This is a genomic window from Cyanobacterium sp. IPPAS B-1200 (assembly GCF_001747005.2).
Lineage (GTDB): Bacteria > Cyanobacteriota > Cyanobacteriia > Cyanobacteriales > Cyanobacteriaceae > Cyanobacterium.
On record NZ_CP182899.1, the window covers coordinates 109,981 to 135,463 of the forward strand.

Here is a 25,483-nt window from a genome sequence, read left to right on the forward strand (position 1 = left end):
ATTCACAATGTCCACGAGTATGTATGGTTTTGTTGTTTTTTCACAGCCCGACTAGTACCCCCGTCGTCAAGATTAGAATCTGATACCTGCGTTTTCCCATCGTTGTAAGGCTTCCCCGAGGCGATCGCAATCTGCAATTAAACTAACTCTTACATAACCTTCACCCCCTTCCCCGAAGGCATTACCTGGAGTCACTACTACCCCAGTTTTTTGTAATAAGTCAAGGGCAAAATCAGTGGAATTAGAATTGCGAGGGGTGGGAATCCAGAGATACATGGTTGCCTGAGAGGGCTTCACATCCCAGCCCATTTTTTTGATGCCGTCGAGGAAAAAATCACGGCGTTTTTGATACCTTTTTTGTACTTCGTGGATATAGCTATCAGGCAATTCGAGGGCGGTTTGGGCGGCGGCTTGGATAACGCTAAAAATACCGTAATCGAGGTTAGTTTTCAGGGTGCGTAATCCTTGGATGATGTCGCTGTTGCCCACAACAAATCCCACACGCCAACCTGCCATATTATAGGTTTTGGAGAGGGTATGAAATTCCACGCCGATTTCTTTAGCGCCTTTGATTTCGAGTAAGCTGGTGGGCTCGTATCCTTCAAAAGCTAGTTCAGCATAGGCTAAGTCATGGACGAGCATCACTTGATAGTGTCTTGCCCATTCCACCGCTTGTTCATAAAATTCTCTGGGGGCGGTGGCGGTGGTGGGATTATTAGGATAGTTAAAATAAATAATCTTGGTTTTTTGAGCTACTTCTTCGGGTATGCTATCAAAGTCGATGAGCCAGTTATTTTCGGCACTGAGGCGGGGTGCGTAGATGTTTGCCCCTGCGATGGCAGGGCCTCGATAATGGGCAGGGTAAGAGGGGCTAGGAACGATGACAGTGTCCCCTGGGTTGACGTAGGCAAGGGCTAAATGGGATAAACCTTCTTTTGAACCCAAAAGGGGTAAGGCTTCGTTATCAGGGCTTAATTCCACGTCATAGCGTCTTTGGTACCACTGGGCGATCGCATTTCTAAAGTTGGCAGTACCTTCAAAGGGGGGATAGCCATGGTATTGGGCAACGGAAAGGGCTTCTTTGGCGGCTTCGATAATTGGTTCGGGTGCAAAACCATCAGGATTACCCATCCCTAAGTCTATCAAGTCTAATCCTTGCTCTCTGGCCTTGGCTTTTAGTTCATCTAAACGGGCGAAAACATAAGGAGGTAAAGCACTTAAACGATCTGCACGGTGAAGCCAATTATTTTCCATAGGTAGTTATTGATTTGGTGTTGAAAATTTTGTTCTTTGGTGTGGATAAATTGACAATTGACAATGGACAATTGACAATGAATTTTTTTTTCCAGTTTAGTTAGAATTAAGGACGTGGTTTAGTAATTAGATGAAGTATTATTGAATCACAAAAGGCACTTAAATACTCTCCTTATGGTTACCATTCCCCATTGCCTATTCCCCATTCCCCGCCTATGTGATATGAAATATATACAGAACATCTACTATTTAAACCAACAATAATTAACTTTTCAATGAATAGTGTTAATAATTCTATTACAAAAGATACCTTTGCATTAACTACTCCCCTATATTATGTTAATGGTCTTCCCCATGTTGGTAGTGCCTATACTACCATGGCCGCTGATGCGATCGCCCGTTGGCAACGGTTATCAGGTCGTGAAGTGCTACTGTTAACAGGTACAGACGAACATGGTCAAAAAATTCAACGCACCGCCGAGGAAAATGGTGTGGAACCTCAAGCCCATTGCGATCGCATTTCAGCCACATTTCAGGAGCTATGGGAAAAATTAAACATCCAATACGATCTTTTTAGTCGTACCACTGCCCCCAATCACAAAACCATTGTACAGGAGTTTTTAGGGCGGGTATGGGAAAAAGGAGATATATATTTAGACCAACAACAGGGCTGGTATTGTGTCGCCTGTGAGGAATTTAAGGAAGAAAGGGAGCTATTAGAGGACGGTTTTTGCCCTATCCATAGCAACCGCAAAGCCGAATGGCGTGATGAGCAAAATTATTTTTTCCGTCTTTCTGCCTACCAAGAAAAATTAGAAAAATTTTACCAAGAAAACCCCGATTTTATTCAGCCTGTCAGCCGTCGCAATGAAGTTCTAAATTTCGTCAAAGGAGGGTTACAAGATTTTTCCATCTCACGGGTAAACCTTGATTGGGGTATCCCCATCCCCGAAAACCCTGAACATACTATCTATGTCTGGTTTGATGCCCTTTTAGGTTACATTACCCCCCTCGTGGAAGCAGGGGAAGAAGTTACCCTCGCCAATGCCCTCAAAAAGTGGTATCCCTACAGCTTACACCTTATCGGCAAAGATATATTACGTTTCCATGCCATCTACTGGGTAGCTATGTTGATGTCAGCGGATTTACCTTTACCAAAACAGGTATTTGGACATGGTTTTTTAACCAAAGATGGGCAAAAAATGGGTAAGAGTCTAGGTAATACATTAGATCCTGTGGAACTTTTAGATAAGTATGATTCAGATGCCGTGCGTTATTATTTTCTCCGTGCCATCGAGTTTGGTAAGGATGGAGATTTTAATGAAACCCGTTTTGTCAATACCCTTAATGCTGATTTGGCTAACGATTTGGGTAATTTGCTTAACCGCAGTTTGGGAATGTTGAAAAAATACTGTAAGGGTAGTTTGGATGATGATTTGACTATTTCTGAGGATAACCCCATCAAAAAGATTGGTGAAACCCTGTGCGATCGCACGTCCACCGCTTATAATAAATATCAGTTTCATCAAGCCTGTGAAGAAATAATGGAATTAGTAAGGGCTTGTAATAAATATATTGACGAAAGCGCCCCTTGGACATTACACAAACAAGGAGAAAGCCAAAAAGTCCAAGAAATCTTATACTCTGTCCTTGAATCCGTGCGATTATCAGGGCTTCTTCTGTCCCCTATTATCCCCAATATCAGCACCAAAATATATCAACAATTAGGTTTTGATTATGATTTTAATAATAAAAACTTAACTATCCATAGCGAAGCCCTAAAAGACCATTTTAAGTGGGGAATATTAAGTTTAAATAAAGATTTAAACAGAGCCGTTCCCATTTTTGCTAAACTCGAATTAGGAGAGGGCAACTGATTCTCAAGATGAATGCTATTCTCTCATTGTGGAGAATAGATGTACACTTTAATAATTGGGTTAAATTATTGATAATAATTGTGGAAATATAATATAATAAAAAACCGTAAAATCTTTTATAAAAAAAAACTTTAACATTCACAAATCAATAGTAAAAAACCACACATAAACTATATTTAAATATCTTTTTTATCGTTCTATCTTGAGAACATACAAGCACTTTTCTCTTTTATAAAAATAAAACTTTTTTATATACCAATCATCTTAAATTTTATTTTATAAGTAGGTTAGCGAAATTAATTATAGCTCTTATTTTATTAAGACTCTTATGAACAAGGGGTTTAAACCCCTTGCCTAAATTGATTTAATTATGCCTACTTACTTAAACTTTCTTTAAAAAATTTTTAATATAACAAAAAAAGGATACACAAATGTGGGATAACTTCGATAGCGATCCCGTTTTTCCGCCCGAACAGGTGTTGGAAAATCGGGGGCGTGTAGCCATTTTTATCGATGGCTCAAACCTCTTCTATGCTGCCTTACAGCTAGGAGTTGAAATTGATTACACTAAACTTTTATATCGCCTTACCGCTGGGGCAAAACTGCTCAGAGCCTTTTTTTATACAGGGGTTGATCGTACTAATGAAAAGCAACAGGGTTTTTTGTTGTGGATGAGGCGCAATGGTTATCGAGTCATTGCCAAGGATTTAATACAGTTACCTGACGGCTCAAAAAAGGCTAATTTAGATGTGGAAATTGCCGTGGATTTAATGGCTTTGGTGGGTTCTTATGATACCGCCGTTTTAGTCAGTGGTGATGGCGATTTAGCCTATGCAGTGGATGCTGTGAGTTATAGGGGCGCTCGGATTGAAGTGGTCAGTTTACGTTCTATGACTAGCGATAGTCTTATTAATGTAGCAGATCGCTACATCGATTTGGAACAAATTAGGGAAGACATCCAAAAGCATCGCAAATCAAATTTAACTTATGATAGTTTTTCCCCCTATCATTTGACGGAAAATAGAGACGAAGATTAATGGATAATTAAATTGATTTTTCATTTATTAATTAATCCAACATAACTAACTGTGTCATGAATTACATGGTTATTAGGTAATATTCAGTAAATGGAATTTAAATTTATAATTAGATAAATTTTAATAGCTTAATCATGAAAATTGCAACGTGGAATGTTAATTCAATCCGTACCCGTGAAGACCATGTAAAAAAATGGTTAGTAGATCAAGATATTGATATTTTATGTTTACAAGAAACTAAAGTAATTGATAAAGATTTTCCCCGTCAAGGTTTTATAGACTTGGGTTATCATGTTTATGTTTATGGGCAAAAAGCTTATAACGGTGTGGCTATTTTTAGTAAAAAGCCTTTAGAATCTATTGATTATGGATTTAATGATATATTAAATAATCAAGAAAAAGTAGGCATTTTAGATGAACAAAAAAGGGTAATTAGTGGAGTTATAGATAATATTAGAATAGTTAATCTTTATGTGCCTAATGGTAATTCTTTAGGTTCAGAAAAGTATGAGTATAAATTACAATGGTTAGAGCTTTTACAAGAATATTTAACTACTATTAGCCCTGAAAAAACTGATTTATTGGTGTGTGGAGATTTTAATATTGCCCTAGAAGATAAGGATATATATAAACCAGAGGGGCGAGAAAAACACGTTATGGCAACCCCCACAGAAAGGGAAGCTCTAAAAAGTGTTTTACGTTTGGGTTTAACTGATGTTTTTCGTCAGTTTCACCCAGAGGAAGGGCATTTTAGTTGGTGGGATTATCGTCAGGGGGGATTTGCTAAAAATCGAGGTTGGAGAATTGATCATATTTATCTTAGTCCGTCTCTTTTACCTCGGGCAATGGCTTGTAACATAGACGTTGAACCAAGAAAGTTAGTTAAACCTAGTGATCATGCTCCTGTGGTGGTAGAAATATCCCTTTAATGGGGTTGCCTTGTAAAAGTACCTCAGCGAAAGAGGTTCTCAGTGGAAGTGCTTATAATTTCGAGATTGTTGATTTGGTTGACAAACATGAATAAGGAGTTTCTGATAAGTTGCTATGCAAAGGAGAATTAATTATGGACTTTTTTACTATCTATCCTTAATTCATTTTATAGCTTCTAGTTTATTCAGAAAACTCCAATTTGCGTTTATTTGTGCTTACGAAAGGCGAGGGTGACGTTATGACCACCAAAGCCAAAGGAGTTGGATAAAGCTACTTCTACGGGCATTTTACGGCTGGTGTGAGGGGTATAATCTAGGTCACACTCAGGATCTGGGTTGGTAAGGTTGATGGTGGGGGGTACTTGGTTATGGGCGATCGCCATTACCGTTGCCACAGCCTCGATACCACCAGAGCCACCCAAAAGATGCCCTGTCATGGACTTAGTAGAACTAATTACCACGTTACGGGCATTATCTCCAAGGGCATTTTTAATGGCCTTAGTTTCCGTCACATCATTGGCGGGGGTACTGGTACCATGGGCATTAATATAACTAATTTCATCGGGAGAAATTCCGCCATCTTTGAGAGCTAATTCAATAGCTCTTGTGGCTCCTAACCCTTCAGGAACAGGGGCCGTCATGTGGTAAGCATCACAGGTCATGCCATAACCCACTATTTCAGCGTAGATGTTGGCTCCCCTTGCGAGGGCGTGTTCTCTTTCTTCGAGAATCAAAATACCGCAACCTTCCCCCATCACAAAACCACTTCTATCCTTATCAAAAGGACGACTGGCAGTTTGTGGATCATCATTGCGGGTTGACATAGCTTTTGCCGAGGCAAAACCAGCCATGGCCAAAGGAGTTACGGCCGCTTCTGTGCCGCCACAAATCATTGCCTTGGCATAACCACCACGGACGAGGCGAAAAGCATCACCGATGGCATTAGAACCAGCAGCACAGGCCGTTACAGGGCAAGAATTCGGCCCTTTGGCTCCCACGTGGATAGCGGTTAAACCTGCGGCCATATTGGCAATCATGGTGGGAACTAGGAAGGGGGAAACTCGGCCAGGTCCTTTGCTGAGTAATATTTCCTGTTGATCTTCCATTACCTTTAAACCCCCTACCCCAGTGCCGATGACAATACCTATATCATGGGCATTACTATCGTCAATTACTAATCTAGCATTTTCGAGGGCCATTTTACTGGTAGCTACGGCAAACTGAGAAAATCGTGCCATGCGTTTAGCTTCTTTTTTATCCATGAAACTGAGGGGATCAAATTCTTTCACTTCCCCCGCAATTTTACAGGCATGATCCGTGGTATCAAAGAGGGTAACTAAACCGATACCGTTTCGTGCTTGAATTAATCCCTGCCAATATTCTTCTAGGTTATTGCCAATGGGAGTAATAGCCCCTAATCCGGTGACGACAACTCTTTTTAGTTGTTGATTACTCATAATTTTTTACATATAAAACAAAATTATCCGCTGAGGTGAGCAGAGCTAAAAAAAAATAAAATTTTCTTTACAAAGCGCGGAAGTTAAGCTCACAGAAAAAATGTTGTAATTCTGCAACTTAACCTTAACGCTCCTATCTATGGTCGTTGATGGCTAAATGCGATTAAGCAGTTGCTTTGGTTTTGGCTTGGATATGCTTTACGGCAGCACCAACGGTTAAGATTTTCTCTGCTTCTTCGTCAGAAATTTCGATCTCGAAGGCTTCTTCTAGGGCCATGACTAATTCCACTACGTCTAAGGAGTCAGCGTCTAAGTCGTTGGCGAAGTTGGCTTCGGCGGTTACATCGGCCGCATCTACGTCTAATTGTTCTACTACGATTTCTTTTACTTTTTCAAATATTTCTGAGTTCATATTTAATATCTATTTTATTATTTTAGTCCGCCTGTTATTTTTTCTTGATAATTTCAAGGTAAAATACAACTGTGACGGGTTAACCGTTTTTTAGTTTACAATTTTTTGGTCAGCAATTCATCATTATCCCTAAAATAAATGATTTATTTTGCTATTTTGTGATTAAAAACATGATGGGGCTTGAGTCTTCAAGCCCCTTGTTTTATCCACGAATTTTATCTGAAACCTACTGCTGCTTGCCATACGAAGGCTAACAATAGAAAGAATAAAGGAATTACGGGTAAAACATCTACTAAGGGCTTAAACATGGCGTAAGCCTCTGGTAGTTGAGCTATTAACATAGTTGCTTCCATTTATAAATTTTCCTTACTAAACAGATTTTTGTATTTAATATTTTATATTATCATCAACGGTAATTTTATCAATGACCTAAACTTAAAAGAACTTAATGGGATTGATTATTTTTGCCATGGTTTGATAGGTTTCTAGGATGCGATCGCCATGAACGTGTACTTCTTCGGTGGGGTAGTTTTCGATGACTTCGATTAAGCTAATGCGATTATCGTTGAGGGCGGAGGTAACAAGGGCCCCTCGCAAAGATTCTCTGTTGGCTCGATTGGATGGGGTGGTTATCACTTCGCCAAGGGGGTTTAAAAGGACTAATCCGATGGGGTTGTTTAGGGTACGAGAGAGGGTGACTGGGTTCACAGGTACTTCTCTACTTAATGCCGAGCGCATTTTTTGGGAGTCTTGCCCTGTAATTCTAAAATAGGCTTGGAGAGATAAAGACTTTTGCCCTGTGCGACTAAATTCTGATAATTCACTCACACGGATGGGCATTCTATAGTTATGGTAACGAATTACCACTCGCTCTGCGGCGATCGCCCTTGGAATGGGAATAAAGAAAAAGAAGATAAATCCCATGAGCAATGGTCGAAATTTACTAGAAAACATATTTTTTTATCCCTCTGACTCAATTGTTGTTATTAAGATTACAAACCATCTAAAACTTAGACGAAAAATAGCCCCAAAAAGATGCCCCATGAATTACCTAGTAATTTGTGATAAAATCTTAGGAGCTATGACACCGTCCAATAATGGTTATATAAATTAAAACTCAGAGCTTAATTGTTAGCATAGCTTGTCTTTGAATACCCCAAAATGAGGATAAAGCCTATGGTCTGATACTTTAAAGACAGGTTGCCTTGGGAGGTTAAGGGGACTTGTTACCCTAGGAATTTTCAGCAAAAATACAACAGGACTCCATTGCTCACACTTCAAGATAATTTATCCATAATGTTAGATTTACCGGAAAACTTTACTATTTTAGCTATAGGTGCGATCGCCCTTATCATCTTAATATGGGGGTACAATCGAGGCAAACAATTTGGAGAAATAGGCATCCTTGCATGGTTACAATCCGTGTCTTTGATGACTCCTTGGCTACTATTTTTTGCTTTCCTCGCCACAGGTATATACATCAACTTTATCGGTATTACATTCCTCCTCGTACTATCCACAGGCCTTTATATCTATCTTGGCAGACAAATCAGAAAAAAAGCCCTAGAGCAAAATATTACCTCCTTTAACTTAAACAAAATCAGTAATACCGTCTTAAAAGTAGAACAAGAAAACTCCGAAAAATCTAACGACGAAAACAAACCCCTCATACCCAAAACAGACTCATCCTTCAGAAATCAAGTTCCAGAGCCGAATTTTACCCCCATCGACGAAGAAGATATAAAAATAATCAAAGGAATATTTAGTATTGAAACCTTTTTTAGCACCGAAACTATTCCCTACCAAGAAGGAGCTATTTTTAAAGGAAATTTACGAACTGAACCTGACATCGCCCACCAAAAACTGAGCGAAAAACTAAAAGAAAAACTAGGGGAAAAGTATCGTTTATTCTTGGTAGAAACCCCAGAAGGTAAACCCGTGGTAATTATTTTACCCAGCACAAATGATCCTAAACCCCTCACCCTAGTACAAAAAAATCTAGCATTGGTGTTACTGGTAGCCACCGCCTTCACCTCCATCGAAGCCATAAGCGTTTTACTCGGTTTTGATTTGATTAATGATTGGAGTCGTTACCCGGAATCCTTACCCCTTACCCTTGGATTGTGGTTAATTATTTTTGTCCATGAAATGGGACATCGGATTATGGCAGAGAAACATAATGTAAAAGTGAGTTTGCCTTTTCTTTTGCCTAATATTCAGATAGGAACTTTTGGGGCAATTACTCGCTTTGAGAGCCTAATTCCCAATCGCACTGTCCTATTTGATGTTGCCTTTGCCGGCCCTGCTTTGGGAGGTGCTTTATCCCTTGTGATGGTCTTTTTTGGCTTAATCATGTCTGGGGCTAATAATACCCTTGAAATTCCTACCCTCTTTTTTCAGGGTTCAATTTTAGTGGGTGGTTTAGCCAAACTGATTCTTGGCTCTAGTCTTTCTAATTCAACCATTGGTATTCATCCTTTGATGATTTTGGGTTGGTTGGGTTTAGTGATTACTGCCCTCAACTGTTTACCCGCTGGGCAGTTAGACGGCGGTAGAATTATTCAAGCTATCTATGGTAGAAAAATTGCTAGACGGGCGACTATTTTAACGCTTATTGTTTTAGGTATTGTGAGTTTATTTAACACCGTCAACTCCTTACCTTTTTATTGGGCGCTCGTTATTTTGTTCTTACAAAGGGATTTAGAACGCCCAAACTTGAACGAATTAACTGAACCTGATGACAGTCGGGCTGGTTGGGGTTTATTGCTCATTTTTATGGCTTTAATTACCCTCATCCCCATTACTCCTAGTTTAGCCATTCGTTTTGGTATTGGTATTTAATTTAAGAGGTAACAAAAAATGGACAAAGAGCATAAAACCCATTGTCCATAGTTTACTTATTTATGATTTAAAGCCTAATACTTCCCGCACTTAGTTCATGACAAAGTCACTGTTAAAGGTGATATTGAGGTTAGTTTCAGGGCGGATGACTAATAAATCAACTCGGTTTCTGCCCAAAAATTGGGGAATGAGAGTAGCTAAAACCCCCGCTCCTGTGCCGATTAATAGTTCTCCCGTGGTTATGGTGCGATCGCCCGTCACCCCAGAAATAGCCGCAGCAGCAGCAGTACCAAGGGCTGCATTTTTCACCAAATTACCCACATCAGTACCACGAGAAACACTTTCAGTTTCAGTAATGATCTGAGAAGAAGCATCAATATTATATGTAACAGCATTACCATCAAACATTCTGCCATTAGCTAACTGTAAAGTTTGGGCAAAAAATTGAGTACCATTACCGCTAGGACGCAATTCCCCCGTAACCACACTATTACGAGGAATAATCACCTGACCACCACTATTAACAATATCTTCTCGGACAGCTAAAGTAAGAGGTACAGTTTCATTTTGAGTCAAGAGAATTTTTTCCGCTTCATAGGTGACAGGAATTTGGGTACCCGCCGTAATGCGGTTAGTCATGCCCGCAGGTAACTGATTGACAATATAAGGAGAGCTTAAATTGGCTACTTGCCCTTGGGATGATAAGGCCTGATAAATAAAAGCGGCTACCTCTGCTCGGGTAGCATTGCGGGTAGGGTTCAGTTGTCTGGTATTAGGATAATTTACCACGATGCGATTTTCTGTGGCTGCGGCAATGGGCGATTGGGCAAAGCCAGAAATGGCATTAGAATCATTGAAAAAACTAACTACAGTAGCAGCACTATTCCGTGGAGTATAATTTAAACCATTAGCCAAAGATACTAATACTTGCTCACGGGGAATATTTTGTTCGGGAGCAAAAACATTACCAGGATAACCCGATAAAAAGCCCATACGGTAAGCATTATTAATGGCTCCCGTAGCCCAATAGTTACTGGCAACATCATTAAAATTGATACTTCCACGAATGGTATCCTTGGGCAAAGCACTTTGTACCATCGCAGCAAATTGAGCCCTGGTTACAGGAGCTTCGGGGCGAAAAGTTCCATCAGGAAATCCTGCAATGACTCCTCTTTGTACCAATGCACCGATAAACTCAGAAGCCCAATGATTGGGGGATAAATCATTAAACTGAGTGGTGGTTTGAGCCATCACAGGGGCTGGACTTACCAAAGCCGTGGTAACCGGTAATAAAGAAGCGGAACCAAGGGTAAGGCTTAAAAATAAAGCCGTAGTGGTTTTATAAGAATTTAACTTAGACATAATATAAAAAACAGATATTAACGATTGCTTATCTATTCATTATGGACTAAATTATTAGGGATGAGTTCCCGTAGTAGTTTTGTAGCCGTTTATAATTACACCCTAGGCACTCTGGAATAACACTTACACCCTGATCCCGATTTCTCTAATTACTTTCATCAGCAAAGTAAGCAGATAAAACCCTTTGTACAATGGGGGCAGCCACGGCACCACCACCACCCCCAGAATGTTCTACAAAAGCCACCACCACAATAGAAGGATTGTCGTCATAGGGAGCATAAGCCCCAAACCACGCATGGGATTTTCCTGGAGGGGCTTCGGCTGTACCACTTTTTCCCGCTACTGCAATGCCAGGAACCGCAGAACCTCCCCCTGTACCACTGGTAACCACGGCTCGAAGTCCTTGTTTGATGGTACTGATGGTTTCAGGTTTCATTCCTAAAGATTCTCTTTTGGCAAGGTAGGTTTCTGAGTCATTTTCTAAATGGGGGACAATGCGATAACCACCATTAGCTGGTATGGCAAACATCCCCGCCACTTGTAAGGGGGTAGCGAGGGTAAAACCTTGCCCAATGGACATATTAAGGGTATCCCCCGCTGTCCAGTCCATGTTAAAGCGACTTTGTTTCCATTCATTATCAGCTATTAAACCAGGGGTTTCTTCCACTAATTCAATACCTGTTTTACTGCCAAAACCAAATTTTCTCGACCATTCGATCAAATTCTCTCCTCCTACCCCATAGCCGATTTGCCCGTAGAAAGTATTACTACTCCAAGCCATGGAGCGAATGTAGTTCATGGGGCCAAAACCAGCCCGATTCCATTCCCCCAGGGCCATTCCTGCTCTGCGCAAAAAGGCATAGGTAGGTAATACGGTATTGGGGGGATATTTTCCTGTTTCCATACCTGCGGCGGCGGTAACTATTTTGAAGGTGGAGGCGGGGGGAAAACCGACTATAGAGCGGTTAATAAAGGGGTTTCCTTGTCCTTGTACTTCTTGCCAAATTTCGGGGGTGATGTTATCAGAAAAGATATTGGGATCAAACCCTGGATAACTTACCATGGCTAAAACGCCCCCATCACGGGGATCTAGGGCTACTACGGCGCCTTTGCGATCGCCAAGGGCTTCCTCGGCAACTTTTTGTAATTCTAAATCGAGGGTGAGTTGTATATCTTGCCCGGCAACGGCTTCTTGTACCCCCACTCGGCGCACAATTTTTCCAGCGCCATCGGTTTCAAGGACAATTCCCCCCCATTGTCCTCTCAGTTTGGATTCTAAACCCCTCTCAATACCCATTTTGCCGATGACATCCCCAAGGCGATAACCTTCGTTGCGTCGTTGTTCTAATTCTTCGGCATTAATTTCTCTGGTATAACCCAAGACGTGGGAAGCAACTCTATTGTTAGGATAATTACGAATTGTCTCGATGCTTAATTCTACTTCCCCCAATATCTCTCTATTTTCTTCGATGGCGGTTATTTGTTGGGGGGTGAGATTACTACCGACTTTTACGAGGGTAGGACTATCGAGGTTTTCTCCTTTTAATTTTTCTTGTAATTCTTCGGGGTTGGTATTTAAAATTTTTGCCAGTTCAATTTTTACTTCTTCCCAGTTGGGTTGTATTTGTATTCTGGGTAATAAATAGGCAGAGTGGGATAAACGAGTGGATGCCAATACCCTCCCTTTGCGATCGAATAAATTACCCCTAACGGGGGCTTGAGGGATAATTCTGGTACGATTAGAGGCAGCTTTTTCCGCAAACTCCTGTCCTTTGATAATCTGAAAATAAGTTAATCGAGATGCAATACCGCCAAAGAGGAACAAAGTAATCAAAATCATGATCATGATGGGTTGATCTTTTTGTCCTACGGTTAGCCACTTTTTCTTTTTCTGTTGAGAAACATTGGAAAGGGTGGTGTAGGGAGTGGTACTAGGAGAATTTTTCTTCCTTTTAGGAATGGGAGGTACTATTTGCATTTTAGGCGGAGCGGTAATTTTTTTCAGTGGAAAAAGGGGTTAATGAAGAATTTATTATAGAGTAATAAAGTTTTCGAGGACAGAAGGTGAATTATTTTTTTGCACGACAATCTTTTTTGCAAGTTTTTTAAAATAATACATTAGAATTACAAAAATGTGTCCCCATTTTTTGGGCAGGATTATATCTTTGTTTTTAATCTAATTTTCCATTACAAATCGAGGTTAACATATTTTATATTTTCTGGTTTTTGACATTGAAGGTATTATTTCTCTTGGGTTTTACCCAAAAAGTGACCGAGTAAATACAGTGAGCCACAAAGGACGATGGTATTTTCTTCAGGATTAGCCATAACAAGGGCTTGTTCTAGTCCTTTAAATAAGTCTGATTCTATTTTGATTTTATCTAAGTCAGGACAGGTTTGTTGGGCTATATGGGCTAATTCTGTGGGTTCTGCACTACTATGATCGGGTACAGGTACTATCATGAGTTGATCCCCTGATTTTAATAATGTTTTTAGGATTCCTTGATGATCTTTTGTGGATAACATTCCCATTACCCAAGTGGTTTTTTTGTGGAGGGTATCAACATATTTTCTAAGAATTTTGGCTGAGTCAACGTTGTGCGCGCCATCGATGAGCATAGGCTGATTTTGCCATGTTGTCCATTGTAGTCTTCCTTGCCAACGGGTTTTTTTCATCCCTTGGATAATAACTTGGGGATCAATATGCCATCCTTGTTTAATGAGGGTTTGGATAGTGGCGATCGCAATGGCGGAGTTATGAAGTTGTATGTCTCCGTTTAAACTCAAGGGGTATTCTATGCCTTTATAGGTAGCCCAAGATTCTTGATTTTTGGTTATTTTTTGGGCTGGTTCGATTAATGTGTGGGGGCATTGAAGGGTTTTGATTTTTTCCATCACCACTTCATGGGCTTCGGGGGGAAGTTTGCCCACAATGACGGGGCATCCCTGTTTGATAACTCCTGCTTTTTCCGTGGCGATTTTGCCGAGGGTATCTCCTAATCTTTGCCAATGTTCCCTACTAATAGATGTAACTATACTGGCTAAGGGGCGATCGCCCACATTCGTGGCATCCAATCTACCGCCCAAACCCACCTCCATCAAGGCCACATCTACCTGATATTGGGCAAAATAAAGCCAAGCAGCGGCTGTAATAACTTCAAATTGGGTGGGATATTCCTCGGCAGGAGTATTAGCAGGGCGAAGGGCGATCGTTTTTTTGATATGAGATAGAATTTCAATCAAACTATCATCGGTAATGTGTTGATTATTAATACAAATTCGTTCATTCCAACAGATGAGGTGAGGAGAAATGAAACGACCAGTTTTGTAACCAGCTTCCGTCAAAACAGAAGATAAATAAGCACATACCGAACCCTTACCATTAGTACCTGCCACATGGATAAAAGGTACTCTTTCATGGGGATTGCCCAACTCAGCCAAAAGTTTCCTAATTCTCACTAAGCCCAAATTAATGCCAAACCGTTGGAAAGGCTCTAGTAAACCATTAATTTCCCCTTGTCTGTTAGTCATCAATGATATACCCCCATAAAAAAAGAGAGTCCAAAAACTTCCTTAGAAGAATCTGAACTATTTTAGTTTGTTTCTGACTATCGGAGCGGCGGGATTTGAACCCACGACCCCCACTACCCCAAAGTGGTGCGCTACCAAGCTGCGCTACGCCCCGTTTCTCAACAGTATATGATTATAGCGAATAAAACTTATGGTTGTCAAGTCAAAATGATTTCAAAGATTGAGCTACCTTGATTAACTCTGGAATGGCATAGCTTTGCCAACTACCCTCCGCCCCACGATGTTGATGGAGAATAATGCGCAAACGATAATTATTCACATAACCGTCTGCCCCTAGCCATAACAAAGGACTTTCCACCTCACAAGAAATAGTTTCCTCCTCCATCAGATGTTCTGCCATACTGTCCATGGTGTCCCTGATTTGGGCAAGAAGACGACAAAAATCTTCCATTTCAGGGGCTGATAATTCCAATGCCCAGTCATCAGCACCAATTAAACCTTTATATATATCAGGTTTTTCTTGCCAACCGATACGCCAACCTTTTCCTTTTTTTAACACAACTATTATTAATGTTAATTTGAAAAAAACAAGGTGGGCATTGCCCACCCTACGGTTAATTAAGCCTCCACGGGAGTGGCTTCTTCTGGCTCTTCGGTGGTGGTGTTTTCTTCTTTTTCTTCTTCGGTAGCGACTACTTCTTCGGAAGATTCTTCGGTAGCAACGACGGGAGCAGGAGTTTCAACGGTTTCTTCTACTTCAGGAAGTTCGTTTTCCTCAAATTCAATTTCTTTGTCTAGTTTCATGGTTAAGTAACGAATTACTTCTTCACTTAGACGCATATTTCTTTCAAAGGGGGCTACTTGAGAGCCATCCCCTGTGAAGTAGCTTAAGATATAAAATCCTTCTTGAAATCTTTGAACTTCGTAAGCGAGGCGACGTTTGCCCCATACTTCCATGGACACTTTTTGCGCACCTAAGTCTTTGAGAAGATCACGATATTTGTGCATCTGCTGGTTTACTTGCTGTTGGGTTAAGTCGGGACGCAAGATAAACATTAATTCATAGGTGTTGGGTGTAGTCATTTTAAAATTTTTCTCCTTATGGACTATAGTGGCTTCCTTCTTGAGTTTAAGAAGCAAGGTTGTTTTTTTGTTGCCAAACATTTAATTATAACAGTTTTGGGATTAAACCGAAATAATAACTAGATATTTTTCAGGGCAAACGCATACTCAAAATTTATGAGAAAGTGATGTGGTAAATATCATTGAGGTAATTAATTGCCCTGAGTTATCAGAAATCATACTTGTAAAATATTTTGAAAATATTGAAGATTTCTGAATCAGCTACTTAATTGAAAATAAATTCTTTGGCATCTTCTACACTTAAACTGCTCTTAATTTTCACTCCCAGTTTAAGAGCACTCAAGTAAAACCGACTAATTGCGATCGCCCATAATTCTTCCATGGAGCGCAATGCTATAATAACCAGCGCCCCTGAAGATAATAAAAAATTAACTAGGAATCATTTGATTTTCCAAATCCAAAGGAGAATCAAGAGAAGAAGAATCAAAATTATTCAACAAAAGTTTGCCAGAATCAGACTGCTCAATTTGATTAATCATAAATTGAATCATCGGTTTAGCAATAGTACATTCTAACTTGCCATTCTCATCATAAACTCGCTCACTGGAAATAGCCTCTGCAATGGGTAACTGATTACAATACCCATAAAAAGAACAACTATGACAGTTTTCCGAACGACTTTGACGAACAGAAATCGTATGCTTATATTCAGCACTTTGTCTAATTTCGGTCAATGATTGACGAAAAATGTTGCCCATTAAACCATCAGCAGAATAAGCATCTCCATGGCTATAGACATCCCCATTGGTATTGACAATATAAGCCCATTCTTCCGTTTGAGGATTATAAATAGTTTTTTGCCCCCCCGCTAAATAACGAACTGCTGCTTTAAAATAATCCCATAGAGGTAAAACTTTAATATTACTGGGTCGAGCAAATTGAGCCTTCACCACTTCTTGAAGAGCTTTTACGGTTTCCTCATGACTCACCAAAATTGGTTCAACCCGTGGGGGAGGATTGGTGTGGCTAAAAATAGGCAACATTCTATAGCTTATGTGCAAATCATTATAAAACTCATAGGTAGGTAACACATGATTGATATTAGCTCCATGAAGTACCATAATTGCCGCAAAAGGAATATTTCTGTCCATCAGTCTTTGCATATTATCCAAGACTCGATCTTGAGAATCCTTTCCTTTAATATCTATTCTTTGATTGCCAAATACATCGAAAGAGATACCTAAACTAATGTCCAACTCCTCTAGTAAATCTAAAGTGGCATCGGAAATTTGTACCAAATTACTTTGTACTCCATTGGTATATTCCAAACCTGCCGAGTCTAAATATTTCCGTTGCATTTCCCGAAAAGCACGTAAATAACTATGGGGTAATAATAACGCCTCTCCTCCATGTAAAATGAAATTAACTATTCTACTTTCCGCAGGTTGTGATTGTAAATAAGTTGCTAAATTACGGAAGAAAAAATCTAGTCCCTCTAAGGGCATTCTGTCTTTATTGTTTAAGTCTTCGTATTCATAGCAATAATTACAGCGTAAGTTGCAAAGTTTACTCAACTTCATTACAAAGTGCATTTTTATTCTCCTAATTCATAAAATGTATTGGAAATAGGAGAAACTCTGGTGTTTTCTCCTACTGTTTCGTCTTTGCTCTGTTAATTATCTTCCAAAATTATTAGGAGTAGTGGTATTACGAGGCATGGTATTGATCCTTCCAGGTCGAACGGGAGGTTCTACGGGGGTATCCGAATCTATGGGAGTTATAATGCGAGGAGATATTCGATTGTTATCAAGTTGAATTCGGTCAAAGCTATCTCTTACTCTGGGGATGCTAGTACCATTTTCCAGACGACGCATTTGATCATCTCCACTGGCATCTCTTTCCCATGTTCCTCCTTCTCTCCAACCAGATTCTTTCCAAGGACCAGCATCAGGACCTTGTGTCCAAGTTCCTCCCTCTTTCCAACTCTGACTGACAAGATCGCAGTTATTAATACATTCTTTGGCTACTTGTCGATTTGTGATAAGTCCTTCTTGAACTGTTAAAACTTCCCCGTTAGCAAATCGGTAAAATCCATCTTGTAAAGGTTTACGAATTCCACCATTTTCGATTTGATAGGCTCGGTTTCCTTCTAGTTGGATTAGATTTTCTTTGATTTCTTTGATTTGTAAACTACTAGGGGCGATCGCACCGTTTCTCTCAATCAGTTGATTATTTTGTGCGGATGCAGATTTAACTAAATTTTGGTCTAGTACCTGAAATAGTTGACCAGCCAAGCCACTTTGATGGGCAATAGATAAACCTGTCACTGCAATTAAGGCAAGAACTATATTTTGAGAATTGTTATTTGGAACTTTATCCATAATATATAAAATTTATAAAAAACTGGAAATATCATAACATAAATTAAAATTCTGTTTTTTAAGATAGTTAGTTTATTGTATTATGTAATACTCATTCCGTTAAGTTAAGTTACGATGCAGAATAAAATGTAAATTATTATATATTTAGTATATTCAAAATAATTAACTATTTGATCTTACTTGATCTGCATAATCTTTAGGCTTTATTTTTTTATTGGTTTGAAAAATAAACTGATTTATTTGATAAGGTAAATAGGATAAAGTTTTTCCCATAAGACTACGGGAAGACAAACCTAAAACTTTTTCGGCTTCTTGAATTAATGTTCTTCCCTCTTTGTTTTGATTATTTTCAATCATTCTCAAGCCTAAACATAAATTAATATCTGCAAGTTTTTTATATCTAATTTTTTCTATGGCTTCTTGAGTAAAGTTATAGGTTTCTAAACAATATTTTTTAGCTTTGAGAAAGTGTAAATTTTGTTTTAAACTATTTTGCTGTCCATGGAAACGATATTCCATCAAAAATTCGGGCAAAAAATAACCATTTTTTCCAGCTATTGCCATCCTTACCAAAAGATCAAAATCTTCACAACCATCAGCCAGAGGATTCATATAATCCAATTCTTTTAATGGTTCATAACGAAATAAACTAGAGCCAACTTGTAAACTTTGCAAGACAAAAGTTTGATAAATTAAATCATTGATCACACCTTCTTTTAATTTACTTTTTCCCCATTTATCGGAATTTTTTTGAGTAGCGACTTCGTCTCGATTATTATTAGCATCAATAACCCAATGATTGGTGCAAACGAAATCAATATTTTTATTTTGTTCTAAAATTGTAACGGTTTTCTTCAAAAATTCAGGGGTTAAAGCATCATCATCGTCAAACTTAATAAAATATTCCCCTGTGGCATTTTCAAACCCAGAACGCATATTTTTACTACGTCCAATATTTTGTTTATGGCGAATATATTTAATGCGATTATCTTTAAAATTATTAACTATTTCTGCTGTATTATCTGTTGAGCCATCATCACATATAATTAGTTCAAAATCTGAGTAAGTTTGATTTAAAACACTGTTAACAGAATATTGTAAATAATTGGCTCTATTATAGGTTGGGATGCAAACACTAACTTTGGGCATAATTACATTGAGACGATAATTTTATGATTATAATAACCAAAATCTTTTTTATTCTTAATTATTAATATAAGGGCGATCGCCCTTAACCTTACATGAAAATTTTAATAATTTCCAACACCTTTCCCTATCCGCCCAGTCGGGGGGGAACCCAAGTCAGAACATTTAATCTAATCAAATATCTCAAGGCAAATCATAGCCTAACCATGGTTACTCAAATCGATGAAGAAGTACAACCATCAGAAATCGAAGCATTAAAAACCTATGTTGATAACCTAATAACCTTTCCTCGCCAACAAAACAACCATCAAGGAGGATTTATAAAACGTTTTGCCAACTTCCTCATCACAGGCACTCCCCCCAGCGTCATAGCTAATCATAATCATTCGATGCAGGAATGGATTAACAAAACTGTTGAAAATAAAGAATTTGATGCCATTACCTGCGAACATAGTGTCAATGAAATCTACGTAAAACTCCAATGGCAACAACAACTTAAAACCGTATTAAATATCCATAGTTCAGTATATCGCACCTGTAAAAATCAACTGGAAACAGGTACAGCAGAAAAACCTAAGCGCGATCGCATTTACCTTCCCTTACTATATCGTTACGAAAAAAAATACTGTCAAAAATTTAATCAATTAGTCGTCACCACCGCCGACGATGCCCAATCCATCCAACAAATATCAGGAAAATCAGCCATTTCCGTCATTTCCAATGGCGTTGACTTAGATATATTCCCCTTTCGCCCCCAGCCCGTAAATAACCACACATTAATTATCACAGGGGGAATGGATTACTTTGTGAATATTGATGCTGCCTGTTTTTTCACCCGCCAAGTTTTTCCCCTAATTCAAAACCAATATCCCGACGCAACCCTGATGATAGTAGGCTCAAAACCCTCCTTAGAAGTCCAAAACCTAGCCAAAAAGAAAGGAGTAATCGTAACTGGTAGAGTACCATCCATGGCAGAATATTTACACAAAGCCTCAATATGTGTTATTCCCATGCGTACAGGATTTGGCATCAAAAATAAAACCCTTGAAGCCATGGCAACAGGTATTCCCGTCGTCGCCAGTGATAGGGGATTAGAAGGCTTAACCGTAGATAACCCCCTCTGTGCCTTACGGGCAAATAAAATAGAAGACTATGTAAAACAAATCTGTAAATTATTCGATAATCGTGATTTAGGTCAAGAAATAGCTTATAATGCTCATAAAATGATTGAAAATAATTATAGTTGGGAAAAATTCGCTATGGATTATGAAAAAATCATTACCAGCCAATAATATTCATCTCAAAGCTCATCAAATCAATTCTACACCCCACCCCAAAAAATCGTTTACAACCCCTTTTAAATCTTGATAGACTATTATGTGTTATAATTTTGGATAAAAATATCATTTAATAAAAAACAAGGCAATCTATAGCCTTAATAAGGGGAACATAATAATATGGCTATCGAAAAACAAACCTCCAACTATGGAGCAGAGCAAATCCAAGTACTGGAGGGGTTAGAACCTGTTAGAAAGCGGCCGGGGATGTATATCGGTACAACAGGGCCAAGGGGTTTGCATCACTTGGTATATGAAGTTGTAGATAACTCCATTGATGAAGCCTTAGCAGGACATTGTAGCCATATTGAAGTAGATATTAATGAAGATGGCTCAGTCAGCGTTATTGATGATGGGCGGGGTATTCCCACCGATGTCCACCCTAGCACCAATCGATCTGCCCTCGAAACCGTAATGACGGTGCTTCACGCAGGGGGTAAATTTGGCGGCGGTGGTTATAAAGTCTCTGGGGGTTTGCACGGGGTAGGTATTTCCGTGGTAAATGCCCTTTCTGAATGGGTAGAGGTGAAGGTATGGCGTAATGGTAGTCTCCACCAACAACGTTACGAAAGAGGGATTCCCATTACCGAATTAGTTGCCCAACCTGATGCGGAGCATTCTACGGGTACATCCATCAGTTTTATGCCCGATGCTCTTATTTTTAGTGAAACAACGGAATTTAATTATGCTACTCTTTCCAACCGTTTAAGGGAATTGGCTTACCTCAATGCGGGAGTTAAAATTACCTTTGGCGATCGCCGTTTAGAATCTTTAAAAGAAGAAACCTACTGTTATGAAGGGGGTATCAAAGAATACGTCACCTACATGACAAGGGAAAAAGATGTTCTCCATCAAGACATTATCTATGTAGAAGGAGAAAAAAATGGCGTACAAGTAGAAGTAGCCTTCCAGTGGTGTATCGATGCCTATAGCGATACAATCTTAGGCTTTGCCAACAACATCCGCACCGTGGATGGTGGTACTCACCTAGAAGGACTAAAAACAGTACTAACTAGAACTTTAAATAACGTTGCCCGTAAACGCAATAAAATTAAAGAGAATGAACCCAACCTCGCAGGGGAGAACGTCCGAGAAGGTTTAACCGCAGTAATTTCCGTAAAAGTACCCGATCCCGAATTTGAAGGACAAACCAAAACAAAACTAGGTAATTCCGAAGTGCGCGGTATCGTTGATTCCTTAGTAGGGGAAGTATTAAACGAATACTTAGAATTTAATCCCCATGTAGCCGACAGCATCATTGAAAAAGCAGTTCAAGCCTTTAAAGCTGCCGAAGCTGCCCGTCGTGCCAGAGAATTAGTACGCCGTAAATCGGTTTTAGAATCTTCCCCCTTACCCGGAAAACTCGCCGATTGTAGTACAAGAGATCCCTCTGAATCTGAAATTTTCCTCGTGGAAGGCGACAGTGCGGGTGGAAGTGCCAAGCAAGGGCGCGATCGCCGTTTCCAAGCCATCCTACCTCTAAAAGGTAAAATCTTAAACATCGAAAAAACCGATGATGCTAAGATTTACAAAAATAATGAAATTCAATCCCTAATTACTGCATTGGGTTTAGGTATCAAAGGGGATGAATTTGATCCAAGTCAACTCAGGTACCATCATATCGTGATTATGACTGATGCTGACGTAGATGGTGCGCACATCAGAACCCTTTTACTGACTTTCCTTTACCGTTATCAAAGGGAATTGGTAGAGCAGGGATATATCTATATTGCTTGTCCTCCCCTTTATAAACTAGAAAGAGGAAAAAATCATTATTATTGCTATAGCGAAAGGGAATTGCAAGAAAAAATAGCGGAGTTTCCTAGTAATGCTAACTATAGTATCCAAAGATTTAAAGGTTTAGGGGAAATGATGCCCCAACAGTTGTGGGATACCACCATGAATCCTGAAACTCGCATGATGAAAAGGGTTGAAATTGAGGATGCCGCAGAAGCCGATCGCATCTTTACTGTGTTAATGGGTGACAGGGTAGCCCCCAGAAGAGAGTTTATCGAAACCCACGGGCCACGACTAAACCTCACAGAGTTGGACGTATAAGAATCAGATGGTGGGCAATGCCCACCTTTTTTGTCTTATGGTGTGGGGCTTCTTTGGACAGTTTCTTTAATTCTTAACACCTAATTAATATTGAGGTACAGAAGAATCAACTTCTTCACTCCAAGCGGCAATACCGCCTTTCACATTAATTCCCTCAATTCCTGCTTCTTTAAGGATATTAAGAGCCTTAGCAGAGCGCCCACCCAATTTACAATGGGCAATCAGGCGTTTATCTCCTACCAACTCCTTAACTTTTGCTACTCCATCACCATCTTCAATGTCAGGTAAAGGAATCAAAGTAGCATTAGGAATTTTAGCGATTTGATACTCGTTAGGATTACGCACATCGATTAATACATAATCATCAGCATCACTATCCAATAACTCTTTTAACTGGATTACAGTCATCTCCTCCAATGCCCCCTCACCTTCACTGGCTTGGGCTGCTGCTTGGGGAATACCGCAAAATTGTTCATAGTCAATGAGTTTTTCAATGACGGGGCGCACAGGATTAGGACGTAGTTTCAACTCCCTAAACTTCATGCCCATGGCGTCATAAAGTAATAATCTACCGCTGAGGGTTTTGGCAGGATCAACCCCTAAAATAATTTTAATGGCTTCAGTGGCTTGGATTGTACCGATAATACCACATAAAACCCCTAAAACTCCTCCTTCGGCGCAGGAAGGAACCATGCCTGGTGGTGGTGGCTCGGGATATAAGTCACGGTAGTTGGGGCCGCCCTCATAGTTAAATACGGTGGCTTGTCCTTCAAAGCGGAAAATAGAGCCGTAAACGTTGGGTTTATTTAACAATACACAGGCATCGTTAGTGAGGTAACGGGTGGGAAAATTATCTGTACCGTCAATGATTACGTCGTAGGGTTCAAGAATTTTAAGGGCATTTTCTGAGCTAAGACGGGTTTCATATAAGTCAACCTGACAGGTGGGGTTAATTTCTAAAATACGATTTTTTGCGGATTCAATTTTAGGTTTACCTACCCATGAAGTACCGTGAATTACTTGTCTTTGCAGGTTGGAATGATCGACTACGTCAAAATCTACTATACCAATCCGCCCAATACCAGAAGCGGCTAAATATAATAAAAGGGGTGAACCTAATCCCCCCGTGCCTATACAGAGTACACTCGCTGCTTTGAGACGTTTTTGCCCTTCCAATCCGACTTCGGGCAAAATAATGTGTCGCGCATAGCGTTCGTACTCATCTTTATTCAGTTCTATAGAGTCTAAATTAGGATTGAGCATTTTTAAATTTAATGTTAGCAGAAATTTTTTCTGTTATTTTTTCTGTAAGTGATTATTTTAACAAATTTCCAGGTAGGGGGGTTAATGGAGAATGAAGAATGTAGAATTATTTTTTTACTTTACGGATTTTAAACTTTAGATAATGTTTGTCTAGTGACTACTCACCGTTAAGCTGACGCTGTAACGGGAGCTTCTAACTTCATAGGCTCGTGCCTCAAGACAGATTTTCGTCCGCCCGTTGGTCTTACCGTGCCTCCATTAGCAGAGACGGCTAGTCCATCCGTCTTTATCATTCTTATGCCTTCTGCTCTAATATTCTTACTTGCGTTTTCATCTCTGTCATGGTGAGTGCCACAACTTGGACAAGTCCATTCCCTTATATCCAATGACATTTCTGACATTTGATAGAGACAATGAGAGCAAGTTTTAGAGCTTGGAAACCATCGCTCAATCTCTACTAACAACCCTCCTTTTTCCTTGAGTTTGTAGTCTAAAAAATTGACAAATGTTCCCCAACCGACATCTGATATTGCTTTTGCTAACTTGTGATTCCGAACCATACCCTTGATATTCAGTTTTTCAACGACTACTACCTGATTGTTATTCACAATCTTCCTAGAAAGTTTATGTAAAAAGTCGTGACGGGCATTACTTGTACGTTCGTGTACTTTAGCTACTAGCTTCCGTGCTTTTTCTCTATTTTTAGAGCCTTTTTGTTTTCGTGCTAATTTTTGTTGTTTCCTTGCTAAGTTTTTCTCATGTTTCTTGATTTGTCTAGGATTATTATACTTACTGGTTTTTTCTCCGTCATGTACTATGGCAAAATCTTTTATCCCTAAATCAATGCCACACATTTTCCCTGTTACGATAACCACTGGTAATTCTTGTTTAGTATCAAATAGGATACTCGCAAAGTATTTACCCGTAGGAGTTTTACTTACTGTTACCGTCTTAATCTCCTCTTCAAATATCCTATGAATAGACGCTTTTACTAATCCTAATTGTGGGATTTTCAAGCAACTATCCACTATCTTGACATTTTGTGGGTATTGACAAGACTGTTTGCCGTGATAGGATTTGAATCTGGGGTATTTTGCTCTACCTTCAAAAAAGTTTTTGAAAGCCTTAGTTAGATTTAGGGTTACTGACTGAAGAACTTGAGAATAACATTCACCTAGCCACGCTGTTTCTTCGTGTTTTTTGAGTTTTGGTAACTCTTTGTTGATAGCGGTTCTACCTAATCCCTTGCCAGTTTCTTTGTAAGTCTCATTGCAGAGGTTGAGTGCATAATTCCAAAACCAACGAGCAGAACCCATCACTTGAGATAGTTTTTCCGCCTGTTCATTCGTAGGATATAGCCGTACCTTCACTGCTCTAAGCATTTCACACTTTGACTGGTTTAGGATAAATATATTATATTATAAAATCGTTGTTTCGTGTGGAATCCTACGGATGTTTTTTTGTTGGTTGCTTTACATCGCCCGTCAAATTCAATGGGTATTTTTCTTGAAAATT

21 protein-coding genes and 1 tRNA gene are annotated in these 25,483 nt (G+C 39.5%); 6 read left to right on the forward strand and 16 right to left on the reverse strand.

Going from position 1 to position 25,483, the window contains the following annotated elements:
* Nucleotides 1-72: 72 nt before the first annotated feature.
* Nucleotides 73-1,254 carry an aspartate aminotransferase gene (locus tag A5482_RS00520; RefSeq protein WP_069790027.1) on the reverse strand — a complete coding sequence of 394 codons (1,182 nt, stop codon included), beginning with the start codon at nt 1,252-1,254 and terminating at the stop codon, nt 73-75.
* A gap of 275 nt (nt 1,255-1,529) precedes the next feature.
* Here A5482_RS00520 and metG point away from each other — a divergent pair, with 275 nt between their 5' ends.
* The 3 genes from metG to xth all read left to right on the forward strand — a co-directional run bounded on the left by metG (nt 1,530) and on the right by xth (nt 5,097).
* Nucleotides 1,530-3,131 carry a methionine--tRNA ligase gene (metG, locus tag A5482_RS00525; protein WP_069790026.1) on the forward strand — a complete coding sequence of 534 codons (1,602 nt, stop codon included), beginning with the start codon at nt 1,530-1,532 and terminating at the stop codon, nt 3,129-3,131.
* A 431-nt stretch (nt 3,132-3,562) separates the two neighbouring features.
* Nucleotides 3,563-4,168 (forward strand): LabA-like NYN domain-containing protein, encoded by a 606-nt coding sequence (locus A5482_RS00530; protein ID WP_069790025.1) that lies wholly within the window; start codon nt 3,563-3,565, stop codon nt 4,166-4,168.
* Between the two features lie 134 nt (nt 4,169-4,302).
* The gene (gene xth, locus A5482_RS00535; protein WP_069790024.1) at nt 4,303-5,097 is read left to right on the forward strand and encodes an exodeoxyribonuclease III; all 795 of its coding nucleotides are present in this window, start codon (nt 4,303-4,305) and stop codon (nt 5,095-5,097) included.
* Nucleotides 5,098-5,303: 206 nt separating this feature from the next.
* Here xth and fabF read toward each other — a convergent pair whose 3' ends face one another.
* The 4 genes from fabF to A5482_RS00555 all read right to left on the reverse strand — a co-directional run bounded on the left by fabF (nt 5,304) and on the right by A5482_RS00555 (nt 7,920).
* Nucleotides 5,304-6,554 carry a beta-ketoacyl-ACP synthase II gene (gene fabF, locus A5482_RS00540; RefSeq protein ID WP_069790023.1) on the reverse strand — a complete coding sequence of 417 codons (1,251 nt, stop codon included), beginning with the start codon at nt 6,552-6,554 and terminating at the stop codon, nt 5,304-5,306.
* Nucleotides 6,555-6,717: 163 nt separating this feature from the next.
* Entirely contained in the window at nt 6,718-6,966 is a 249-nt protein-coding gene (gene acpP, locus A5482_RS00545; RefSeq protein WP_069790022.1) for an acyl carrier protein, read from the reverse strand.
* A gap of 215 nt (nt 6,967-7,181) precedes the next feature.
* Nucleotides 7,182-7,319 carry a photosystem II reaction center protein K gene (locus A5482_RS00550; protein WP_069790021.1) on the reverse strand — a complete coding sequence of 46 codons (138 nt, stop codon included), beginning with the start codon at nt 7,317-7,319 and terminating at the stop codon, nt 7,182-7,184.
* 82 nt (nt 7,320-7,401) lie between these two features.
* Nucleotides 7,402-7,920 carry an alpha/beta hydrolase gene (locus A5482_RS00555; protein ID WP_141712658.1) on the reverse strand — a complete coding sequence of 173 codons (519 nt, stop codon included), beginning with the start codon at nt 7,918-7,920 and terminating at the stop codon, nt 7,402-7,404.
* A gap of 342 nt (nt 7,921-8,262) precedes the next feature.
* Here A5482_RS00555 and A5482_RS00560 point away from each other — a divergent pair, with 342 nt between their 5' ends.
* Nucleotides 8,263-9,807: a site-2 protease family protein gene (locus A5482_RS00560; RefSeq protein ID WP_069790019.1), complete on the forward strand. Its 1,545-nt coding sequence runs from the start codon at nt 8,263-8,265 to the stop codon at nt 9,805-9,807.
* A 90-nt stretch (nt 9,808-9,897) separates the two neighbouring features.
* Here the strand turns inward: A5482_RS00560 and A5482_RS00565 are convergent, their stop codons facing one another.
* From A5482_RS00565 to A5482_RS00605, 9 genes are all read right to left on the reverse strand, one after another.
* Nucleotides 9,898-11,169 carry an S-layer homology domain-containing protein gene (locus A5482_RS00565; RefSeq protein ID WP_069790018.1) on the reverse strand — a complete coding sequence of 424 codons (1,272 nt, stop codon included), beginning with the start codon at nt 11,167-11,169 and terminating at the stop codon, nt 9,898-9,900.
* A 145-nt stretch (nt 11,170-11,314) separates the two neighbouring features.
* Nucleotides 11,315-13,147, reverse strand: coding sequence for a penicillin-binding protein 2 (mrdA, locus tag A5482_RS00570; RefSeq protein WP_069790017.1), 1,833 nt, complete (start codon nt 13,145-13,147; stop codon nt 11,315-11,317).
* Between the two features lie 263 nt (nt 13,148-13,410).
* The gene (locus A5482_RS00575; RefSeq protein ID WP_069790016.1) at nt 13,411-14,700 is read right to left on the reverse strand and encodes a bifunctional folylpolyglutamate synthase/dihydrofolate synthase; all 1,290 of its coding nucleotides are present in this window, start codon (nt 14,698-14,700) and stop codon (nt 13,411-13,413) included.
* An 80-nt stretch (nt 14,701-14,780) separates the two neighbouring features.
* A tRNA-Pro gene (locus tag A5482_RS00580) sits at nt 14,781-14,854 on the reverse strand.
* Nucleotides 14,855-14,902: 48 nt separating this feature from the next.
* Nucleotides 14,903-15,259 (reverse strand): DUF1818 family protein, encoded by a 357-nt coding sequence (locus tag A5482_RS00585; protein WP_369816714.1) that lies wholly within the window; start codon nt 15,257-15,259, stop codon nt 14,903-14,905.
* Nucleotides 15,260-15,318: 59 nt separating this feature from the next.
* Nucleotides 15,319-15,783 carry a 30S ribosomal protein S6 gene (rpsF, locus tag A5482_RS00590; protein WP_069790015.1) on the reverse strand — a complete coding sequence of 155 codons (465 nt, stop codon included), beginning with the start codon at nt 15,781-15,783 and terminating at the stop codon, nt 15,319-15,321.
* Between the two features lie 428 nt (nt 15,784-16,211).
* Nucleotides 16,212-17,375, reverse strand: a complete 1,164-nt coding sequence (locus tag A5482_RS00595) for a radical SAM protein (protein ID WP_069790014.1) — start codon at nt 17,373-17,375, stop codon at nt 16,212-16,214.
* Between the two features lie 84 nt (nt 17,376-17,459).
* Nucleotides 17,460-18,164, reverse strand: coding sequence for a hypothetical protein (locus A5482_RS00600; protein WP_069790013.1), 705 nt, complete (start codon nt 18,162-18,164; stop codon nt 17,460-17,462).
* A gap of 162 nt (nt 18,165-18,326) precedes the next feature.
* A complete protein-coding gene (locus A5482_RS00605) occupies nt 18,327-19,313 on the reverse strand; it encodes a glycosyltransferase family 2 protein (protein ID WP_069790012.1) in 987 nt (328 codons plus the stop codon).
* A 92-nt stretch (nt 19,314-19,405) separates the two neighbouring features.
* Here A5482_RS00605 and A5482_RS00610 point away from each other — a divergent pair, with 92 nt between their 5' ends.
* Nucleotides 19,406-20,602 carry a glycosyltransferase family 4 protein gene (locus A5482_RS00610; protein ID WP_069790011.1) on the forward strand — a complete coding sequence of 399 codons (1,197 nt, stop codon included), beginning with the start codon at nt 19,406-19,408 and terminating at the stop codon, nt 20,600-20,602.
* Nucleotides 20,603-20,767: 165 nt separating this feature from the next.
* Entirely contained in the window at nt 20,768-22,705 is a 1,938-nt protein-coding gene (gyrB, locus tag A5482_RS00615; protein ID WP_069790010.1) for a DNA topoisomerase (ATP-hydrolyzing) subunit B, read from the forward strand.
* A gap of 84 nt (nt 22,706-22,789) precedes the next feature.
* Here the strand turns inward: gyrB and moeB are convergent, their stop codons facing one another.
* Nucleotides 22,790-23,968, reverse strand: coding sequence for a molybdopterin-synthase adenylyltransferase MoeB (gene moeB, locus A5482_RS00620; protein WP_069790009.1), 1,179 nt, complete (start codon nt 23,966-23,968; stop codon nt 22,790-22,792).
* Between the two features lie 167 nt (nt 23,969-24,135).
* A complete protein-coding gene (locus tag A5482_RS00625; protein ID WP_069790008.1) occupies nt 24,136-25,350 on the reverse strand; it encodes an RNA-guided endonuclease InsQ/TnpB family protein in 1,215 nt (404 codons plus the stop codon).
* Between the last annotated feature and the right edge of the window lie 133 nt (nt 25,351-25,483).

Excerpts from the sequence above, each read along its gene's own strand:
- gyrB (WP_069790010.1), top strand. The coding sequence starts at position 20,768 with ATGGCTATCGAAAAACAAACCTCCAACTATGGAGCAGAGCAAATCCAA.
- A5482_RS00560 (WP_069790019.1), top strand. The coding sequence starts at position 8,263 with ATGTTAGATTTACCGGAAAACTTTACTATTTTAGCTATAGGTGCGATC.
- A5482_RS00555 (WP_141712658.1), bottom strand. The coding sequence starts at position 7,920 with ATGTTTTCTAGTAAATTTCGACCATTGCTCATGGGATTTATCTTCTTT.
- A5482_RS00600 (WP_069790013.1), bottom strand. The coding sequence starts at position 18,164 with ATGGATAAAGTTCCAAATAACAATTCTCAAAATATAGTTCTTGCCTTA.
- A5482_RS00625 (WP_069790008.1), bottom strand. The coding sequence starts at position 25,350 with ATGCTTAGAGCAGTGAAGGTACGGCTATATCCTACGAATGAACAGGCG.
- mrdA (WP_069790017.1), bottom strand. The coding sequence starts at position 13,147 with ATGCAAATAGTACCTCCCATTCCTAAAAGGAAGAAAAATTCTCCTAGT.
- acpP (WP_069790022.1), bottom strand. The coding sequence starts at position 6,966 with ATGAACTCAGAAATATTTGAAAAAGTAAAAGAAATCGTAGTAGAACAA.
- moeB (WP_069790009.1), bottom strand. The coding sequence starts at position 23,968 with ATGCTCAATCCTAATTTAGACTCTATAGAACTGAATAAAGATGAGTAC.
- A5482_RS00610 (WP_069790011.1), top strand. The coding sequence starts at position 19,406 with ATGAAAATTTTAATAATTTCCAACACCTTTCCCTATCCGCCCAGTCGG.
- metG (WP_069790026.1), top strand. The coding sequence starts at position 1,530 with ATGAATAGTGTTAATAATTCTATTACAAAAGATACCTTTGCATTAACT.
- A5482_RS00575 (WP_069790016.1), bottom strand. The coding sequence starts at position 14,700 with ATGACTAACAGACAAGGGGAAATTAATGGTTTACTAGAGCCTTTCCAA.
- xth (WP_069790024.1), top strand. The coding sequence starts at position 4,303 with ATGAAAATTGCAACGTGGAATGTTAATTCAATCCGTACCCGTGAAGAC.
- A5482_RS00530 (WP_069790025.1), top strand. The coding sequence starts at position 3,563 with ATGTGGGATAACTTCGATAGCGATCCCGTTTTTCCGCCCGAACAGGTG.
- fabF (WP_069790023.1), bottom strand. The coding sequence starts at position 6,554 with ATGAGTAATCAACAACTAAAAAGAGTTGTCGTCACCGGATTAGGGGCT.
- A5482_RS00565 (WP_069790018.1), bottom strand. The coding sequence starts at position 11,169 with ATGTCTAAGTTAAATTCTTATAAAACCACTACGGCTTTATTTTTAAGC.
- rpsF (WP_069790015.1), bottom strand. The coding sequence starts at position 15,783 with ATGACTACACCCAACACCTATGAATTAATGTTTATCTTGCGTCCCGAC.
- A5482_RS00605 (WP_069790012.1), bottom strand. The coding sequence starts at position 19,313 with ATGCCCAAAGTTAGTGTTTGCATCCCAACCTATAATAGAGCCAATTAT.
- A5482_RS00595 (WP_069790014.1), bottom strand. The coding sequence starts at position 17,375 with ATGCACTTTGTAATGAAGTTGAGTAAACTTTGCAACTTACGCTGTAAT.
- A5482_RS00520 (WP_069790027.1), bottom strand. The coding sequence starts at position 1,254 with ATGGAAAATAATTGGCTTCACCGTGCAGATCGTTTAAGTGCTTTACCT.
- A5482_RS00550 (WP_069790021.1), bottom strand. The coding sequence starts at position 7,319 with ATGGAAGCAACTATGTTAATAGCTCAACTACCAGAGGCTTACGCCATG.